A 17,177-nucleotide genomic window follows, 5' to 3' on the forward strand; every position below is an offset into this window, starting at 1 on the left:
TGCAGCGCGCCTGGCGTAGGACTTGCTCCAGCGCGCGCGACGCCGGCAATGCCTGAGCGAGATCAAACTTTCCAGCGCGGTTCCGAACCATGATGCGTGCATCCGGTCACATGGCTGACGACCGGCGCTCAATGCCCGTTGCCGAACCCGGCACGTGAAGCATCCGCACAGCGCCTTTCGCTGCATCTCTCTCATGCCGTGCGCATGACGCTCACCGGCGCACGCTTCGCAACGCCCGCCAACCTGCCTGATAGTCCTTACGAGGAGCGACGCCATGGCTGAAGCAATCTCCCGTCCCGCCCCGCCGCACACTTTAGACCCCGACACGCTGCAGAGAATGGATCGGTACTGGCGCGCGTGCAACTACCTGTCGGCCGGCATGATCTATCTGCGCGACAACCCGCTGCTGCGCGAACCGCTGAAGCCCGAACACATCAAGAACCGTCTCCTCGGGCACTGGGGCTCGGACCCCGGCCAAAGCTTTCTGCTCGTGCACCTGAACCGCCTCATCAAGAAGCTGGACCTGAACGTGATTTACATTTCGGGACCAGGGCACGGCGCGCCTGCCACGCTGGCCAACTGCTATCTGGAAGGACATTACTCGGAAATCTATCCCGACCGCAGCGAAGACGAGGCCGGCATGCGGCGCTTTTTCCGGCAATTTTCGTTTCCCGGCGGCATCGGCTCGCATTGCACGCCGGAAACGCCGGGCTCGATTCATGAAGGCGGCGAACTCGGCTACAGCCTGTCGCACGGCTATGGCGCGGCGTTCGACAACCCGGATCTGATCGTCGCGGTGATGATCGGCGACGGCGAGGCCGAAACCGGGCCGCTCGCCACCTCGTGGCATTCGAACAAGTTCCTGAACCCGGTGCGCGACGGCGCGGTACTGCCGGTGCTGCATCTGAACGGTTACAAGATCGCCAATCCGACGCTGCTCGCGCGCATTCCGCGCGAGGAACTCGAAGCGCTGCTCACCGGTTACGGCCACAAACCGTATTTCGTCGAAGGCGACGATCCGGCCACCATGCATCAGCAGATGGCGGCGACGCTCGAACAGTGCATCGGCGAAATCCGCACGATCCAGCAGCACGCGCGCGCCAACCACGACGCCACGCGGCCGCGCTGGCCGATGATCGTGCTGCGTTCGCCAAAAGGCTGGACCGGCCCGAAGGAAGTGGACGGTCACAAGGTGGAAGGCTCATGGCGAGCGCATCAGGTGCCGATTGCCGATCCGGCGACCAACCGCGAGAGCCTGAAACTGGTCGAGGCGTGGCTGCGCAGTTACGAGCCCGAGTCGCTGTTCGACGAAAATGGCCGGCTCGTCGAGGCGTTGCGCGAACTTGCGCCACTGGGCGAACGCCGCATCAGCGCGAATCCGCACGCGAACGGCGGCGTGCTGTGCAAGATGCTCGACATGCCGGCGTTCCGCGACTACGCAGTCGAGGTGAAGCAGCATGCGTCCGCGTATTCGTCGCCCACTCAGGTACTCGGCAAGTTTTTGCGCGACGTGATGCGCAGGAACATGAGCAACTTCCGCGTGTTCGGCCCCGACGAGACCGCCAGCAACAAGCTGACGGCGATTTACGAGGTATCGGGCAAGACCTGGCTCGCCGACGCCCAGCCCAACGACGCCGACGGCGGCGCGCTGTCGGCCGACGGACGCGTGATGGAAATGCTCAGCGAACACACGCTGGAAGGCTGGTTCGAAGGCTATGTGCTGACGGGCCGCCACGGCCTCTTCGCGACTTACGAAGCGTTCGTGCACGTGATCGATTCGATGTTCAACCAGCACGCCAAGTGGCTCGAAAAAGCGAAGCGCGAACTGCGCTGGCGTCAGCCGGTGCCGTCCATCAATCTGCTTATCACGTCGCTCGTCTGGCGGCAGGATCACAATGGCTTCACGCATCAGGATCCCGGCTTTCTGGATGTGGTGACCAACAAGAGCCCGGACGTGGTGCGCATTTATCTGCCGCCCGACACCAACTGTCTGCTGAGCGTAGCCGATCACTGTCTGCGTTCGCGCGATTACGTGAACGTGATCGTGTCGGACAAACAGCCGCATCTGCAGTATCTGGACATGGAGGCCGCCGTCACGCATTGCACGAAGGGCATCGGGATCTGGGACTGGGCGTCGACCGATCAGGGCGCCGAGCCTGACGTGGTGATGGCGTGCGCCGGCGACATCGCGACAATGGAGGCGCTCGCCGCCGTGCAGATCCTCAAGGCGCGCTTCCCGGACCTGAAGATCCGTTTCGTGAATGTGGTCGATCTCTTCCGGCTGATGCCCGAGCACGCGCATCCGCATGGTCTGTCGGGCCGCGACTTCGATTCGCTCTTCACGACCAGCAAACCGGTGATTTTCAATTTTCACTCTTACGCGTCGCTGGTTCACAAACTGACCTACAGTCGGACCAATCACGACAATCTGCACGTGCACGGCTATCACGAGAAGGGCAACATCAACACACCGCTGGAGCTCGCGATCATCAATCAGGTGGACCGCTTTTCGCTCGCCATCGACGTGATCGATCGCGTGCCGAGGCTGCGTGGCGTCGGCGATCACACGAAGGAGTGGCTGCGCGGGCAGATCATCGAGCATCTCGCCTATGCGCATGCCGAAGGCATCGACAAGGAAGAAATCCGCAACTGGACGTGGCAAGACTGAGCGAGGTCCGTCATGAACATGCAGCACGGCGCTTCGCCGCCAACCATTCTGGTGCTCAACAGCGGATCGTCGTCTTTGAAGTTCGGGCTCTTTGCGCCTGCCGGTGACGACGAGTCGCTGTTGCTGGAGGGCAGCGCTGAAGGCATTGGCCGCGGCGACGGCAGCCTGCGCATCAAGGCGCCGGACGGCCGCGTGCTGGTGAACGAGCAGCACGTGCTCGAGTCGCAAACCGATGCGTTGCAGGAGCTCTCGGCCGTGCTTGGCGCGCAGCATCATGCGCAACCGGCGGCGGTCGGCCACCGCGTGGTGCATGGCGGGCCGCATCTGCGAACGCATCAGCGCCTCACGCCCGAGGTCCGCCAGCGCCTCCAGGATGCCGTGCATTTCGCGCCGCTGCACATTCCGCCGGCGCTTGCGCTGATCGATGAAGCGCAGTCGATCTTCGCGGACGCCGCGCACTTTGCCTGTTTCGACACGGCGTTTCATGCCACGCTGCCGCCGCGCGCGGCGCAGCTTGCGTTGCCGCGACGCTACGCGGATGCCGGCGTGATCCGCTACGGGTTTCACGGGCTGTCGTACGAATCGCTCGTCACGCAATTAGGGGCGGCGCTGCCGCCGCGTGCCGTGTTCGCTCATCTCGGCAACGGTTCGAGCGTGTGCGCATTGCGCGACGGCCGATCGGTCGATACGTCGATGGGCATGACGCCGACGGGCGGCGTGCCCATGGGAACGCGCTGCGGCGACCTCGATCCGGGCGTGCTGCTGTACCTGCTGCGCGTGGAGAAGCTCGATGCAGACGCGCTCGAAACGCTGCTGAACCGGCAGAGCGGCCTCGCCGGTTACGCCGACGGCGAAAGCGACATGCAGGCGCTCGAACAACGCGCGGCGGCGGGCGACGAGCACGCTTCGCTGGCACTGGACGCCTTTGCGACCGCGGTGCGCAAGACCATCGGCGGCTATGCGGCTTTGCTCGGCGGCATCGATCTGCTGATGTTTACCGGCGGCATCGGCGAGCACAGCGCGGAGATTCGCAAGCGCATCTGCGAAGGTCTGGATTTTCTGGGCCTTCGCGAAGGCGACGCGTCGGGCAAGGTGAGGGCGCTCCACACGCAAGAGGAGAAACAGATCGCGCGGCATTGCCGCGCTTTGCTGCGTGGTGCTTTGCTGCGTGGGTGAAGCACGGTGATTGCCCGGGCGTTGTCCCACCCGTGGGCCCGTGCGTTGTGCAGGCGAGCGCTCAGACGACCTTCACCACCAGCCGATCGCACACGCCCGTTACGCCGAAGAGCCGCGTCACGTCTTCGAGCGCGGCGAGCCTTTGCGCAGGCCGCGCCAGTTCGCCGTGAAGCGTGATGCGGCCGTCATGCACGTCGACCGCGATCGTGCGCGCGGGAACGGCGGCGTCCCATGCGAGACGCCGCATTGCCTCGGCGGCGATGTGCGCGTCGGAAAGACGCGCGCCGTGGGCGTAGCCTGGGGCCTCGCCCTGCGGCGCGGCAAAGCGCGAATGAGCCATGACGTTGTCGAGTTCAGGAAGACGCGGGTCCGACGGTAACACAACCGCAGGCGACCGCACACGACACTACATTAGCAGACGCCGCGTCTTTCCTCGCAGCGGCCGGCTACTGGATCGCACCCGCCACAGCCTGCGCGGTCGCCGCGGAGAGGGTCCAGCCCAGATGGCCATGTCCGGTGTTATAGAACACGCCGCGCCGCTTGCCGCGCCCCACCTTCGGCAGCATGCTCGGCAGCATGGGACGCAAGCCCGCCCACGGAATCACGCGCGCGGTCGACACCTCCGGAAAATGGCGGCGCGTCCAGTCGACGAGCGGTGTAATCCGGTCGGAGCGGATGTCGCGGTTAAAGCCGTTGATCTCCGCGGTGCCCGCCACGCGAAAGCGGTCCGCGCCGAGCCGGCTCGTCACGATCTTCGCGCTGTCGTCGAGCAGGCTGACCCACGGCGCACGCGCCTGGCTGGTTTCATCGTCGAGACAGACGGTGATCGAGTAGCCTTTGACCGGATAGACGTTCACGTGGTCGCCGAGCATCGCCGCAAAATCGCGGCTTTTCACGCCCGCGCACACCACGATCCTTTCGAAGGCGAAACGCTGCGTGTCGTCCTCCAGATTGACGGTCAGCGAGAAGCGTTCTTTGCAGGACTGCTCGATCGACGCGATCTCCGCGTCGTAATGGAACTGCACGCCGTGGCGCACGCAGGCATCCGCGAGACCGCGTGTGAACTTGTGGATGTCGCCCGTCGAATCCGACGGCGTGAAGAAACCGCCGTAAAACTCACCGTGCAACGTGGGCTCGAGCCGCTGCAATTCACTCGACGTCACCGCACTGCGGTCCAACCCGCCTTCGCGCAGCAGCGAATTGACTTTCGCCGCCGCGTCGAACTCCCTGCGCGTTTTGTACACGTGCAGAATGCCGCGCCGCTCCAGATCGAAGTCGATACCTTCGCGCTCGGCAATCGAAAAAAGATGCTCGCGCGCGGCAATGGCAAGCCGCACGGTCTCGACCGTATTCGCACGATAGTGCGGAATCTGCCGCAGGAACTCGCCCATCCACGAGTACTTGTGCCAGCTCGGCACCGGGTTGACGAGCAGCGGGGCGTCGCGCGTGAGCATCCAGCGCAGGCCTTTCAGCACGGTGGCCGCGCTGTTCCAGACTTCCGCGTTGCTCGCGGAAAGCTGGCCGCCGTTGGCAAACGAGGTTTCCATGGCCGCGTAGCGGTGGCGTTCGAACACGGTGACGTGGTGGCCGCGCTGCGCGAGGGCGTGAGCGGTCGTGACGCCGGTAATGCCGGCGCCGATAATGGCGATTCGTGACATGACATGGTCCAGAGTGGGTTGAGCATCACCGGGTTCGATTTCTTTCGAAACCGGTGCCGATGCCCCATCTGTCCCTGTACCTGAGAGTTTCTTCCCGGCGCTGTGAGCAAAGGCTCTTGCCGCATGTGGGAATCCCCTTCGGTGGGCGCGCACGACGCCGCTCTCCAGATGTTCCGGCTGCGCGGTCCTTTTGCCTGAGAGTTTCCGGGGCGGTTGCTCCGTCGGCGTCGCCGTGACTCCGGCGATCTCTCCCGCGCTGCGTTGCAGAACGCCACGACGATACCGGGCAAAAATCGTTCGGGCAAGTGTTTTCTGGCGGCAGCCGTGCCGTCTCACAGGCCGCATGCGCCGCAGCGATTGATGCTGCCGCGAGCGCGACGCCCGTTTATCATAGTGCCCACAACCAGAAAAGTGCCGCCTCGCTGAGCGATGGTCAGGCGTTTCATTGACGATCACAGCGGCTCATCCGCGCCATTCCATGAATTCGACTCCCGATGTTCCCTCCCGCCCCTCGATCCGCGCGTTGACCTTGCTCGAGGGCCGCGTGCTCGGCGTGCTCGTCGAAAAACAGCACACCGTGCCCGACAGTTATCCGCTTTCGCTGAACGCACTGACGTTGGGCTGCAATCAGAAGACGGGCCGCTCGCCGGTCATGAACGCGACGGAAGCCGAAGTGCTCACCGCGCTCGATGGTCTCAAACGCTTAAGCCTCGTCATGGAAGGCAGCAGCAGCCGCGTGCCGCGTTTCGAGCACAACATGAATCGTGTGCTGGGTCTGCCGAGTCAGTCTGCCGCGTTGCTGACCACCTTGCTGCTGCGCGGCCCGCAGACGGCGGCGGAGTTGCGTCTGAACAGCGCACGGCTGCATGGTTTTGCCGACATCTCGTCGGTCGAGGCGTTTCTCGACGAACTCGCCGCCAACGATCCGCCGCGGGTGGTCAAACTGCCTCGCACGCCTGGCGAGCGCGAACATCGCTGGATGCATTTGCTGTGCGGCGAAGTGAACATGAGCGAGTTCGCGCAGTCAGGCGGCGGCGCGGACGAAACCGTGCCGCTTTCCACCTTCGAGGCCTTGAAAGCCGAGCAAAAAAGACTCGCGGACGAAGTCGGCCGGCTGCAGGCGGTGGTGCGGCGCATGGCCGCCGAACTGGGCGTCGATGCGACCGATCTGGATGCTTGAGAGATAGCGCCGATACGTTGCTCACGCGTCGCTGCCGCGGCGGGGATCGGTCGATAACGCGCGCTGCGTGCGATAAAAGTTGCGCGGCGGCACATTCGGCGAGTCTTGCGCGAGCCGGTCCAGTTCGTCGCGAATGGCGGTCAGATAATGGCCGTCGCGCGCATCCGGGTCGCCCGCGAAAACCGATTCGAGCCGCCGCCGCACCGCGCCGTAACGCGCGCCTGCGGCGCGATGTTTTTCGGCGCGCTCGGCATACCGCAGATACGTTTGCAGCGCCGACGAGACCGCGGCGACCACGCTCACGAGCCCGACGACAATCCTGATTTCAAACGACACGGCGCTCGAGTTCAGCGACGCGAACACAGCCGTCCCCACGAACGCGGCCAGCACCGTGACGAGCCAGCCCATCTGGCGGTCGCGCGCGGACAGCAGGTCGGCCATGTCGTAATGGCTCATCTGGGATTCGCGCGCGCGCCGGATCCATTTCAGCAGAAGCTGCTGTTCGTCGACGGGCGGCTCGTAGGCGGGCAGATTCTTCATGGGGCTCGTCCGGGCAGTGGTATGCCGCGCGCCATGCGCGTGCACTGACGCTACTGTGCCACATGAAGGCGCCGCCTGGCGGCGCGCGTCTCAGGCTGCCGCGACCGCCGGCTGCGCGATGCCGAAACGCTCGTTGTGCGGCGTGCCGTTCAGATAGAAGTCGCCGATGGCGGCCTCGCGAATGATGGCCGGATTGTGCGACGCGAGGACGCGCGCATTGCGCCAGTAGCGGTCGAAGCGCCGCGATTCGCTGGTTGTCGAAGCGCCGCCCACCTCGAACAGCAGCGTGGCGGCCTCGAGCGTCTGCTCGATGACGATCTGCTGCGCCTGAAAGGTCTGGATGTCGAGGCGAAAATAGGTTTCTTCGGTCGTGCGGCCGTGCTGACGCGCAACTAGTACCTCGTCTATCGCACGCGCGAGCGATGCGCTGATGCTTTGCGTCGAATAAGCGAGGCTCGCAAGCCGGCCGATCACGCGTTGCACGAGCGGGTTGTCGCGCGGACGGGATTCTCCTGGTACACCGAACGTTCTTGTCTTCGCCTGCGTGAAGGCCACGGCATCGCGCAGCGCCGCACGGCTGATGCCCGCGAGATTCGCGACGTGCAGCGCCTGGTAATACGACGTGAGCACGCTGTTGCGGCGCGGCGCCGATGCGTCGTAGCGGCGGTACACGTTCTCGCGCGCCACCGGCACGCCATTGAAACGCGCGGTGCCGCTGCCTGTCAGGCGCTGGCCGAAGCCGTCCCAGTCGTCGATACGTGCAAGCCCCGGCGCATCCGTCCTGACGAGCACGCGCACGTCGCTCTGTCCGTCGTGCGCGGTCACGTCGACCCAGTCCGCGTAGAGTGTGCCGGTGGTGTAGTACTTCTCTCCGTGCAGGTGCCATGCGCCGTCCGCTTCGACAAGACGCACGCTGTTGTTCGTGCCCGCAGTGCGCTCGGCCACCGCGCCGCCGATGATCTGTCCTTGCGCGATGCGCGTGAGCCATCGGTCGCGCAGGGCGTCGTCGCCATTTTCCAGCAGCGATTCAATGAAGCCGCCATGCACGCGCAAGATCTGCGGCAGGTTCGAGTCCGCTTCGCCCAGACGCGTGACGAGCGCGAGAAACTCGCTGAGCGCGACGCCTTCGCCGCCGTATTCGGTGGGCACGCGCAGCTTCGTATAGCCGGCTTCGCGCAGCCATTCGACGGGATCGTAGGCAAGCTCCCGATGCCGCTCGCGATGCACCGCGCCTTGCGCGATGCGCGCGAAGACGGGCGCGAAACGGCGCGTCAGCGCACTGTCGTCGAAAAGCTGCGCGGCGTCGGCAAGGCTCGCTGCGTGCGGCGGATGGTCGTGCGGTAAAGATGCGGACATGGGTTCTCCGAATTCAAACGCGCAGGGCGCAATCCGGCAACGGTACGGCATGGCACGCGCGCGGAGCAACCAAGCATTTAGCCGATTCTTAGCAGGAAGACAGAAATGGCGTGAGCCGCCGCGTCGGTCACGCCGCCCGCATGCGCCGTCAAGCGTGCGGCCGCGCACACACACCGCGATGCGCCCGGTGCATGCTCGTCACACCTGCGCGAAGCCGGGGGATCCGTTACGCCTGCGTCGGACATCTACCGATATGACGGCGACCCGGCGACCCGGCAACGGACGCCAGCAAGCGGCAAGCGGATCGGCACCCTGTGAGATGGTATGAACAAGACAACACATCGCGCCCGGCGCTATGACGTCATCACCGACGAAGCGCAGTTTCGCGCGCTGCAGCCCGAATGGGACGCATTGTGGACGCGCGCGCAAGGTCACTACTATCAGTCGTTCAGTTATGGATGGCTCGCCTGGGACCACGTGTCGAAGCCTCACGGACGTCTGCTCAGATGCATTGTCTGCCGCGATGACGGGCAACTCGTGATGATCTGGCCGCTCGAAGCCGTCAAGCGCGCGCTATGGACTTACCTCGTGCCGCTCGGGCCCGAAGGCGGCGACTACACGAGCGTGCTCGTCGCGGACGATGCGTCGGCCGCCGCGTTGATCGAGGGCGCATGGCACACGGCACGCCGGCGCTGCGGCGCGGACTTCATTCACATGCCTTATGTTCGCGAGACGCTTCACCTTTACACGCTGGTTTCGCGCGAACGGCACGTGCTGTTTGCAGAAGCGCATCAGGCGTCGGCCGCGCGATTACGCGGGCAGGGCACATGGGACGAGTATTGCCGTTCGCTTGGCACGCTGTTCGGCAAACGCCCCGGCACTTTTGTCAAACGGCTCGCGAAGGAAGGCACGGTTGCCGTGCGTGTGGTCGATCCAGCCGAAGAGCGGGAGACCGCGTCCCTGATCGAATGGATGTTCAACTGCAAGCGCAGCTGGAGCGACCGGGTCGGCAAACGCAGTGTATGGCTCGATTCGCCGGAGTTCGAGCGGTTTCTCGGCAAGCTGATCCATTCGCGCGACGTGCCGTCGATGGCGCGGCTGATTGTCGTCACGCTCGACGACGCGCCGGTCGCGGGCATCATCGTCAGTGTGGGGAATCCGTGGGCAAGCGCGATTTTCGCGGGCTACGATCCGTACTATGGCCGCTGCTGTCCGGGCCTCATCGCGGTCGAGCAATGCGTGAAGTGGGCGTTCGAGAACGGCTTCGATCTCGACTTCGGCGTGGGCGCGGAGCGCTTCAAGTCGTATTGGGCGCGCGGCGAGGCGACGACCGCATGGACCACGCAGATCGTCAACTCAAAGTGGGGACTGCTTGCCATCCACACACGGCGGCTCGCCCGCGTGCTCGCGTCGCTCGCGCGAAGGCGGGCGCATCGCGCTACGACCGGTCCCGATTCCGCGCTCGCGTCGCACCGGTGATAACGGCGATACCGAACAGAATGACCGCGACTATCGCGATGATGTGCTGTGCGACGTGCAGCGCCGTCAATCCCCAAGCCACGCCGCCGATAAAAATAATCCATCCGACGAGATAGATAAGCAGGGTCATCGTTTTTCTCCTTGTTTCTCCTTGCGATTTCGGCTCTGGCGCCGGTCACCCGCCGTGAAAAATTTACCGTGCGCCCCGATGGACTGCCGATAGCGGCTCGACGGGACAAAGGCGCGTGCATGGCGCCCTGATCGCGAGACGATCAGCGGACTAGTGCTTAAGCACATTGCGCGCCTGGTCGCGATGTCGCTGTCGCCGTTGCAACGGAACGCGGCTTGCTGTGGCTAGATCACTACCGTATGCCGCACCGCAACGCAAGGCAAAGCGCAACGCGACGAACCATGGCCACCACGAAGCACACATCGAAGCGCGCGTCGAAGGGCACTTCGAAGCCCACATCGCAGACAGAAGGCGAGACCCCGGCGCAGCCCGAGGTCGACCCCGACCAGCAACCCGCGACGCTCGACGATTGCCGCCGCTGTCCGCTCTGGGCCAACGCGACGCAGGGCGTGCCCGGCGCCGGTCCGCGTCGCGCGCCGATCATGATGCTCGGCGAACAGCCCGGCGACAAGGAGGACCTGCAAGGTCTGCCTTTCGTGGGGCCGGCGGGCGCTTTGCTCGACGATGCGCTCGTCGAAGCAGGCGTCGGCCGCAAGGATGTGTACGTGACCAACGCCGTGAAGCATTTCAAATGGACGCCGCGCGGTAAGCGCCGCATGCATAAAACCCCGGCGCAGCGCGAGGTGGATGCCTGCCGCTACTGGCTCGATCAGGAGCTTGAAAGCGTGGGCGCACAGGTGATCGTCGCCCTGGGGGCGACTGCGCTGAAGGCGGTGCTGGAAGATCCGAAATCGCGCTTGCAGGATGCGATCGGCAAGGTCATCGAACACGGCGACCGTCTGGTGGTTGCAACGTACCACCCGTCGTTTGCTTTGCGCGCACCCGATCCCGAGACGCGCCACCGCGCGTATGCGGCGATCGTCGCCGCGCTGCAGGACGCGAAGAAACTGGCGCAGCGGCGCAAGTAGGACGCAGGTGAACGTCTATCAGGCGGCCGCCTCGTGGGCGCGCAGTCCGAGGCGTTCCATCAATCTTTGTGCGTCGAACGGCGCGTTGGTTTTGGCGTCGTTGTCGAAATAGCAGTACACGTCGCGTGTTTGCGCGCGAGGGGGTTGCAGGTCGGGCGCTGCGAGCCGCGCATCGGCGGGCTGCGAGCCTCGGCTCCATGCCTCGATTCTGCGCGCCCATCGTTCCAAGGAGGCATCGGAGTATTCGCCCGAATATTTGGTTTCCGTGCCGTGCAGCCGCATGTAGACGAAGCCCGCGCTCAGATCCTCGAATTGCGGCCATGCTTCGGTCGAATCCGACACGACGAGCGCGACCTTGTGACGGCGCAGCAGTTTCACAAACGCGGGATCGACGAAACTCTCATGACGCACCTCCACCGCGTGACGCAACTTGCGCTTGCGGTCGATCTGGAGGTAGGGCGTCTTCACGCGCCGGTCGTGCTGTTCGGCGAGTGCGAGCGCCGCTTCGGTGTCGCGCGGCAACAGGCTCAGGAAACGCTCCATGTGCGCCGGGTCGAAACGCAGCGAAGGCGGGAATTGCCACAGTATCGGCCCGAGCTTTTCTTTCAGCGCCAGAAGTCCCTGCGCGAAAAAATTCGCGCACGCAACGGTGGCCGTCTCGTCGCGAAAGCGCAAGAGATGCGTGAGGTAACGCGCGCCTTTCACGCTGAACACGAAACCGGGCGGCGTCTCGTCGTACCAGTGGTGCCAGCTGTCGAGCGATTGCAGGCTGTAGTGCGTGCCGTTGATTTCGATCGTCTGCATGAGGCCCGCTGCGTAGCGCAGTTCGGTGGCCTGCTTCAGGCCTTCCGGATAGAAGGTTCCGCGCCATCCTTTATAGCGCCATCCTGAGATGCCGATGAGAATGTCACCTGTGCTTTTCACGTCAATGCTCGAAGAATCGGAGTCCGTGTCTGAGTCTGGCGACGAGCAATGCCTGTGCCATCTCAGGGCACAAGCGTTGCTGCAATCGACGTACCGACATAGCGACATACCGACGCGTCGACACGGCATCCGGCGACAAGCGGATGTCGCGCAACACATGGCGAAACACGGGAGGCACGCATGGCAGGCACGGATTTACGCAGCACGGACCTGGAGACGCAAAGCGACGGCACGATGCGCGTCACGCATCGCGGCGTGGACATTGTCGTGAGTGCGAAGCAGAACGACCGCGGCGCCTGGGTCGCACGGATCGACGCGTCTGTCGACGGCAAACCGTTCGCGCTGCCGGACGTGGAACCAGTCACGCCGGAATGGGCGACACACGCGGAGGCGTTGCGCGACGGCGTGGAGCGGGGCTGCTATCTGGTCGAGAAAAAAGCCGGTCACGGCCTGGACGACTCGGCGCACGGAACGGGAGCAAGCTGATGAACCGCATCGTCAACCTCTTATGCCGCGCGACGATCTCGGGCACAGCGGCAGGCAGCGCCGCGGCCGCCATGGCAGCCGCGCGGGCGCGCGCCGACGGCAGCACGCCGTATGCGCCGCTGAACGCGGTCACTCATTGCCTGTGGCCGCGCCGCGCATTCAGCGAGACCTGCCCAAGCGCGCGCTTTACGCTGACGGGCCTCGCGATCAATCAGGCGGCGGCGGTTTTTTGGGGCGTGCTGTTCGAAGGACTGCTGGACCGCTGGCAGTGTCGTGTAAGACGCCGTGCGGGCGTGGCGGAAATCGTCGCGAGCGCGGCGACGACCGCAGCCGTGGCCTATACCGTCGACTATCACGCGGTGCCGAGCCGCCTCACGCCCGGCTTCGAAGCACACCTGTCGAAGCGCTCGATGTTCTACGTGTACAGCGCGCTCGCAGCCGGCTTTGCGGCAGCCGCGCTGTGCCGCGCAAGTCGCAATTGAGGTTGATGAGAACGCCCTGCGCGTGGGCCGCCTGAGCCGCCTGATCGGGGCAGATCAGGCCGCTTCCGCCTTGCGCGCATCCGCCGCGCGCTCGACCAGAATCACGAACGGCTCACCCTCGTGGATCTCATAGCGGCGAATCTGCGCGACCTGATCGGCGGAAAGCACTTTGCCCTTCGTCATGAGCAGCGTGCCGCGCGACGTGCGCAGGTCGTCGGCGAGTTTCATGCCTTCCTTCAGATGCGACGCGTCGACGCGGTCCGGCACGCCTTCGGGTGTGAGTTCCGCGTGTTTCATCAGGAGTTCGATGTACTTCTCCGCGATCGCGGGATCGTAGCGAATTCCACTTTGCGCGCGCACGGTCGAGATGATCTGCGCGTCGTTCATCTTTTGCGGCGCGATGACGCCGATGCGCAGGTCTTCCGCGTCCCGCGCGAGAGCCAGCACGCGCGCGCCGAGCGGAATCAATCCGCCGATGAGTCCATCGGGCGTGCCGCGCCCGTCGTATCGCTCATACTGGTGGCGGATCATGGTCTGCACGCCGCTCAATTGCGACACCGGCGTGAGCGCCATCTGCCCATGCAGCGGATGAAGCTGATAGAGCTTCGCTTCCTGCGGCTGCAGCTTCGCAACGGGCGTCTTCAGCAACGCATCGGGCAAAAAGAGTTTGCCGATGCCGTGCAGCAGGCCGGCCATCAGCAGTTCATTGCATGCGTAGTCGCTCAGACCGAGCGCGGCGCCGAGTTGTCTGGCCGTCTCGCCGATACGCGCGGAATGGCCCGGCAGCCCGCAGCGCATTTCGACCATGTTCGCGCAGACCTTCACCATCGTGAGAAAGTTGTTTTTCAGGTCCTGCTGCGCGCCTTCGAGAAACATCACCGTTTGACGGATTTCCTCGGTGCGCGCATGGACCTCGCGTTCGAGCTCCATGTTGAACGACGAGAGCTTTTCGTTCTGCTCCTGCAACAGCGCGGTGAGCCGTTCCGCCTTGCGTTGCAGCGCGAGCTGTTCGAGCGCGCGCTGGATCGTCAGCAGCAGGTCCTGGTCGTCCCACGGTTTGTGCAGATAGTGATAGACGTGGCCTTCGTTGACCGCGCGCACGACCGCATCCACTTCCGAATAGCCCGTGAGCAGAATGCGGATCGCGTCGGGCGTCACGGTGCGCGAGCGCGAGAGAAACTCCGCACCGTCCATGTTGGGCATGCGCATGTCGGAAATGATCACGTCGACACTCGCCGATTCGAGCAGCGCCAGCGCCTCGGCGCCGCTGTTCGCGCTCAGCACGTCGTACTTCATCGGGCGCAGCAGGCGTTTGAGCGACGAGATGACGCCCGGCTCGTCGTCCACCAGCAGCAGCGTCGGGACGGCGGCGGGCGCTGCATCGGCGGCGTCCAGGGAGGCGGCCGGTGCCGTTGCAGCGAGTTCGGTCGGAATGCCGGTTGCCTGAAGCTCAGACATGATTAACCTCGTGATTGATGTCGCGTGACGGTCGCAGCGCGTCGGCCCGCATCACAGTGCTTCGAGAAAATGATCGAGCGCTTCCTTCATGCCGCGGATCGCCGCATCGGGCAACAGCAGCACCATGCGTGCGCCGAAGCCGCCTTGCTCGAGCGTGAAATGGATCTCCAGCAACAGCGCGAGGTCCCACCGGCCGCCGGGCAGCAAGGCGTCGTGCGTCTTGCCCGCGAGCGGCAAAAGCGTGGGCTGCGAGAAGCAGATGTGCCGCCCGAGCTGCTCGAACACGCTCTGCACGCAGGCGCCCACCAGCAGATTGGTGATGTCGCACAACACTTCCACTTCCGTATCCGGTTCGCCGACGTCGTGCCCCATCAGTTGTTGCAATTCGCGCTGACCGTCCTTGCCGACGAGCACGATTGCCTCGCCGGAAATGTCGGACTGAAACGCCTGGCGCACGGGCCGCAATTCGCTGTCGTCCTGCGCGCCCAGCGCGACGCGCAGCTGTTCGACGCCGACGAGCCGGATGTCGGGCACCGAAAGCGTGACGAATGCACCCAGCAGTCTGGCGAGCGCCGCGGCGGCCTTGCCCATGCCAACGTTGCAGATTTCCTGCAGGGCGTCGCGCTGGTCTTCGTTGAGAGACTGTTCATTCATGGAGACCGTACTCCGCGAGAATCGGCAGGATCGCTTCGGGGGAAACGGGCTTGGAAATGAAGCCGATCGCGCCCAATGCCTTCGCGCGTTCGACGGCGCCGCACTGCACGTCCGCCGACACGACGATCACAAACGTGTCGAGGCCTTCGTGCTGGATCGCTTCGAGCACCTGAAAGCCGTTCATGACGGGCATCGTCAGGTCGAGAAAAATCACGGCGCCCTTGCCGGCGCGATACAGCTCCAGCGCGGCGGCGCCATCCGAGGCCTGGGTGATCTCGACGTCCCATTCCTCGGGCAGCGAGCGGATCAAAAGTTTTCGGGCGAGTGTCGAGTCGTCGACAACAAGTACGGGCAATGGCATGGCTTTACCTCATGTGGCCGCCGGCGATTGTGCCGGCAACGCGATTGCATCCAGAGAACCGTTTTGCGCAAGCGCTTCGGGTTGGCTGGTTTCTTCAAGCAGGGTTCCGTCGACAGGCAGCGTCACGCGGAACGTCGTGCCCTCGCCGACGGTGCTGACGACGGAGATCGTGCCGCGGTGCGCGTTCACGATCCCATAGGTCACCGACAGACCGAGGCCGGTGCCCTGGCCAACCGGCTTCGTCGTAAAGAACGGGTCGAAAATACGTTTCAGATGTTCAGGCGGGATGCCGCAGCCCGCATCGGCAACTTCGAACCACACGTTCGACGGAGCGGCCGCGTCCATGCCGGTGCGCACCGTGATCGTGCCGCGCGGCGCGCCGTGCTGGTCGTGATGATTGCCGTACGCCTGCGCCGCGTTGACGACGAGATTGAGCACCACCTGGCTGATCTGCGACGGAATGCAGCGCACGAACGGTATCTCCGCATATTCGCGCACGAGGTGGGCGCAGTACTTCACCTCGTTATGGACGATGTTGAGCGTCGACTCGATGCAGCGATGAATGTCTGCGAGCTCCCACACATGGGTGCTGTCCACGCGCGAAAAGTCGCGCAGATCGACCACGATGGTGCGCACGCGCGCGAGTCCTTCCTTCGATTCGTGCACGAGCGTCGGCGCGTCGCCGAGCAGGTACTCCAGATCGGCCTGTTGCGCGAGTGCCTGCATGTTCTTCTGCAACGCCGGCGCGGCTTCGCTCACCATGCGCTCGACATCGGCGGCATAGCGGATCAGCGTCTTCACGTAGCCGTCGAGCGTGTTGAGATTCGACAGCACGAAGCCGACCGGATTGTTGATCTCATGCGCGACGCCCGCCGCGAGCTGACCGATCGCGGCGAGCTTCTCCGATTGCAGCAATTGCTGATGCGCATGCGCGAGCGCTTCGTTGAGCGACGTCAACTGCTCGTTGCGCACGGTTAATTCGGCGAGCGCGCTGGTGACCGCCTTCTCGCGGTCCTGAAGCTCGCCGTAGGCGATGCAGACGTCGGTCGTGTCGACAATCGCGACGCCCACCGCGACGACCTCGCCGTGGTCGTCTTCGATGGGGATGAAGCTGCAATTCTGGCGCATCGCGTCGATCGTGCCGGTGATCGGGCGCGAATGCTCGAAGCGAAACAGATACGGGCGATGCTCCCACGACGAGTAAGCCGGCGTGCCGAGCACGAACACGCCCTCGATCTTGCGGCTCAGCCACTGCCGCGGCAACTCGGGAAAAGCGTCGAGCAGAAGCTGGCCGACCACGGATTCGGCGGAACGTCCGCTATGCGAATGCATGAAGCGGTTCCACGTCAGAATGCGCAGCTCGCGATCCACGGTGAAGACACCGCAATTCACCCGCTCGACAATAGCTTCCGACAGATTGGTTTTCACCGAAGGGGCCCGTGAAATGACAAAGCAGGCAGCGCTCTCGTCGCCGGGTCCGTGAGCGCTCGTGCGTCCGGTCCGGCGTCGCTGCCATGAGTGAATTAACGGAGCGCAAGGCGCCGGCGCGGAGCGGTATTTACCCTGGCTCAAAACGCATACGGCGAGCCGGTGTGCGAGCGCGGCTTCGCCCAATCCGAGGGTTTCCCGTAATGCGCCGTGTATCAAGCGGCACGCG

General features: G+C 64.4%; 17 protein-coding genes and 1 riboswitch. Of the genes, 7 read left to right on the forward strand and 10 right to left on the reverse strand.

Annotated features, from left to right (window positions below; all coding sequences use genetic code 11):
* Nucleotides 1-274: 274 nt before the first annotated feature.
* The gene (locus ACEN8U_RS07655) at nt 275-2,668 is read left to right on the forward strand and encodes a phosphoketolase family protein (RefSeq protein ID WP_310107747.1); all 2,394 of its coding nucleotides are present in this window, start codon (nt 275-277) and stop codon (nt 2,666-2,668) included.
* Between the two features lie 12 nt (nt 2,669-2,680).
* Nucleotides 2,681-3,844 carry an acetate/propionate family kinase gene (locus ACEN8U_RS07660; RefSeq protein ID WP_310107749.1) on the forward strand — a complete coding sequence of 388 codons (1,164 nt, stop codon included), beginning with the start codon at nt 2,681-2,683 and terminating at the stop codon, nt 3,842-3,844.
* A gap of 61 nt (nt 3,845-3,905) precedes the next feature.
* Here ACEN8U_RS07660 and ACEN8U_RS07665 read toward each other — a convergent pair whose 3' ends face one another.
* A complete protein-coding gene (locus tag ACEN8U_RS07665; protein ID WP_310107751.1) occupies nt 3,906-4,184 on the reverse strand; it encodes a BON domain-containing protein in 279 nt (92 codons plus the stop codon).
* 106 nt (nt 4,185-4,290) lie between these two features.
* Complete coding sequence (locus tag ACEN8U_RS07670) at nt 4,291-5,502, reverse strand: D-amino acid dehydrogenase (protein WP_310107753.1); 1,212 nt, start codon at nt 5,500-5,502, stop codon at nt 4,291-4,293.
* 172 nt (nt 5,503-5,674) lie between these two features.
* A riboswitch (glycine riboswitch) is annotated at nt 5,675-5,766 on the reverse strand.
* 214 nt (nt 5,767-5,980) lie between these two features.
* Here ACEN8U_RS07670 and ACEN8U_RS07675 point away from each other — a divergent pair.
* Nucleotides 5,981-6,682 (forward strand): YceH family protein, encoded by a 702-nt coding sequence (locus ACEN8U_RS07675; RefSeq protein WP_310107754.1) that lies wholly within the window; start codon nt 5,981-5,983, stop codon nt 6,680-6,682.
* 21 nt (nt 6,683-6,703) lie between these two features.
* Here the strand turns inward: ACEN8U_RS07675 and ACEN8U_RS07680 are convergent, their stop codons facing one another.
* Nucleotides 6,704-7,222, reverse strand: coding sequence for an SLATT domain-containing protein (locus ACEN8U_RS07680; protein WP_013590145.1), 519 nt, complete (start codon nt 7,220-7,222; stop codon nt 6,704-6,706).
* A gap of 90 nt (nt 7,223-7,312) precedes the next feature.
* Nucleotides 7,313-8,578 carry an acyl-CoA dehydrogenase family protein gene (locus ACEN8U_RS07685; RefSeq protein ID WP_310107756.1) on the reverse strand — a complete coding sequence of 422 codons (1,266 nt, stop codon included), beginning with the start codon at nt 8,576-8,578 and terminating at the stop codon, nt 7,313-7,315.
* A 324-nt stretch (nt 8,579-8,902) separates the two neighbouring features.
* Here ACEN8U_RS07685 and ACEN8U_RS07690 point away from each other — a divergent pair, with 324 nt between their 5' ends.
* Nucleotides 8,903-10,057 carry a GNAT family N-acetyltransferase gene (locus ACEN8U_RS07690; protein ID WP_310107758.1) on the forward strand — a complete coding sequence of 385 codons (1,155 nt, stop codon included), beginning with the start codon at nt 8,903-8,905 and terminating at the stop codon, nt 10,055-10,057.
* Here ACEN8U_RS07690 and ACEN8U_RS07695 read toward each other — a convergent pair.
* Complete coding sequence (locus ACEN8U_RS07695; protein WP_006047080.1) at nt 10,017-10,187, reverse strand: hypothetical protein; 171 nt, start codon at nt 10,185-10,187, stop codon at nt 10,017-10,019. The two genes, ACEN8U_RS07690 and ACEN8U_RS07695, sit on opposite strands and share 41 nt — an antisense overlap.
* A 281-nt stretch (nt 10,188-10,468) precedes the next feature.
* On the opposite strand from ACEN8U_RS07695, the gene ACEN8U_RS07700 reads away from it, so the two are divergent.
* On the forward strand, nt 10,469-11,155 hold the full coding sequence (locus tag ACEN8U_RS07700; RefSeq protein WP_310107760.1) for a UdgX family uracil-DNA binding protein: 687 nt from the start codon (nt 10,469-10,471) through the stop codon (nt 11,153-11,155).
* A gap of 18 nt (nt 11,156-11,173) precedes the next feature.
* Here the strand turns inward: ACEN8U_RS07700 and ACEN8U_RS07705 are convergent, their stop codons facing one another.
* On the reverse strand, nt 11,174-12,079 hold the full coding sequence (locus ACEN8U_RS07705; RefSeq protein ID WP_310107762.1) for a DUF72 domain-containing protein: 906 nt from the start codon (nt 12,077-12,079) through the stop codon (nt 11,174-11,176).
* Nucleotides 12,080-12,259: 180 nt separating this feature from the next.
* Here ACEN8U_RS07705 and ACEN8U_RS07710 point away from each other — a divergent pair, with 180 nt between their 5' ends.
* Nucleotides 12,260-12,565, forward strand: a complete 306-nt coding sequence (locus ACEN8U_RS07710) for a DUF6566 family protein (protein WP_310107764.1) — start codon at nt 12,260-12,262, stop codon at nt 12,563-12,565.
* The gene (locus ACEN8U_RS07715) at nt 12,565-13,047 is read left to right on the forward strand and encodes a hypothetical protein (RefSeq protein WP_310107766.1); all 483 of its coding nucleotides are present in this window, start codon (nt 12,565-12,567) and stop codon (nt 13,045-13,047) included. Before ACEN8U_RS07710 ends, ACEN8U_RS07715 begins: the two co-directional genes overlap by 1 nt.
* Nucleotides 13,048-13,101: 54 nt before the next feature.
* On the opposite strand, the gene ACEN8U_RS07720 is transcribed toward ACEN8U_RS07715, so the two are convergent.
* Genes ACEN8U_RS07720 through ACEN8U_RS07735 form a run of 4 tightly spaced genes read right to left on the reverse strand, consistent with a single transcriptional unit; the run spans nt 13,102 to nt 16,948 of the window.
* Nucleotides 13,102-14,505 (reverse strand): HD domain-containing phosphohydrolase, encoded by a 1,404-nt coding sequence (locus ACEN8U_RS07720; RefSeq protein ID WP_310107768.1) that lies wholly within the window; start codon nt 14,503-14,505, stop codon nt 13,102-13,104.
* A gap of 51 nt (nt 14,506-14,556) precedes the next feature.
* On the reverse strand, nt 14,557-15,159 hold the full coding sequence (locus tag ACEN8U_RS07725) for a chemotaxis protein CheC (protein ID WP_013590137.1): 603 nt from the start codon (nt 15,157-15,159) through the stop codon (nt 14,557-14,559).
* Nucleotides 15,152-15,520 (reverse strand): response regulator, encoded by a 369-nt coding sequence (locus ACEN8U_RS07730; protein WP_013590136.1) that lies wholly within the window; start codon nt 15,518-15,520, stop codon nt 15,152-15,154. The genes ACEN8U_RS07725 and ACEN8U_RS07730 overlap by 8 nt, the downstream gene beginning before the upstream one ends.
* Nucleotides 15,521-15,529: 9 nt before the next feature.
* The gene (locus tag ACEN8U_RS07735; protein WP_310107770.1) at nt 15,530-16,948 is read right to left on the reverse strand and encodes an ATP-binding protein; all 1,419 of its coding nucleotides are present in this window, start codon (nt 16,946-16,948) and stop codon (nt 15,530-15,532) included.
* Nucleotides 16,949-17,177 lie beyond the last annotated feature (229 nt).

This window comes from Paraburkholderia phenoliruptrix, from assembly GCF_047325075.1.
Taxonomy (GTDB): domain Bacteria; phylum Pseudomonadota; class Gammaproteobacteria; order Burkholderiales; family Burkholderiaceae; genus Paraburkholderia; species Paraburkholderia phenoliruptrix.

Excerpts from the sequence above, each read along its gene's own strand:
- ACEN8U_RS07655 (WP_310107747.1), top strand. The coding sequence starts at position 275 with ATGGCTGAAGCAATCTCCCGTCCCGCCCCGCCGCACACTTTAGACCCC.
- ACEN8U_RS07660 (WP_310107749.1), top strand. The coding sequence starts at position 2,681 with ATGAACATGCAGCACGGCGCTTCGCCGCCAACCATTCTGGTGCTCAAC.
- ACEN8U_RS07665 (WP_310107751.1), bottom strand. The coding sequence starts at position 4,184 with ATGGCTCATTCGCGCTTTGCCGCGCCGCAGGGCGAGGCCCCAGGCTAC.
- ACEN8U_RS07670 (WP_310107753.1), bottom strand. The coding sequence starts at position 5,502 with ATGTCACGAATCGCCATTATCGGCGCCGGCATTACCGGCGTCACGACC.
- ACEN8U_RS07675 (WP_310107754.1), top strand. The coding sequence starts at position 5,981 with ATGAATTCGACTCCCGATGTTCCCTCCCGCCCCTCGATCCGCGCGTTG.
- ACEN8U_RS07680 (WP_013590145.1), bottom strand. The coding sequence starts at position 7,222 with ATGAAGAATCTGCCCGCCTACGAGCCGCCCGTCGACGAACAGCAGCTT.
- ACEN8U_RS07685 (WP_310107756.1), bottom strand. The coding sequence starts at position 8,578 with ATGTCCGCATCTTTACCGCACGACCATCCGCCGCACGCAGCGAGCCTT.
- ACEN8U_RS07690 (WP_310107758.1), top strand. The coding sequence starts at position 8,903 with ATGAACAAGACAACACATCGCGCCCGGCGCTATGACGTCATCACCGAC.
- ACEN8U_RS07695 (WP_006047080.1), bottom strand. The coding sequence starts at position 10,187 with ATGACCCTGCTTATCTATCTCGTCGGATGGATTATTTTTATCGGCGGC.
- ACEN8U_RS07700 (WP_310107760.1), top strand. The coding sequence starts at position 10,469 with ATGGCCACCACGAAGCACACATCGAAGCGCGCGTCGAAGGGCACTTCG.
- ACEN8U_RS07710 (WP_310107764.1), top strand. The coding sequence starts at position 12,260 with ATGGCAGGCACGGATTTACGCAGCACGGACCTGGAGACGCAAAGCGAC.
- ACEN8U_RS07715 (WP_310107766.1), top strand. The coding sequence starts at position 12,565 with ATGAACCGCATCGTCAACCTCTTATGCCGCGCGACGATCTCGGGCACA.
- ACEN8U_RS07720 (WP_310107768.1), bottom strand. The coding sequence starts at position 14,505 with ATGTCTGAGCTTCAGGCAACCGGCATTCCGACCGAACTCGCTGCAACG.
- ACEN8U_RS07725 (WP_013590137.1), bottom strand. The coding sequence starts at position 15,159 with ATGAATGAACAGTCTCTCAACGAAGACCAGCGCGACGCCCTGCAGGAA.
- ACEN8U_RS07730 (WP_013590136.1), bottom strand. The coding sequence starts at position 15,520 with ATGCCATTGCCCGTACTTGTTGTCGACGACTCGACACTCGCCCGAAAA.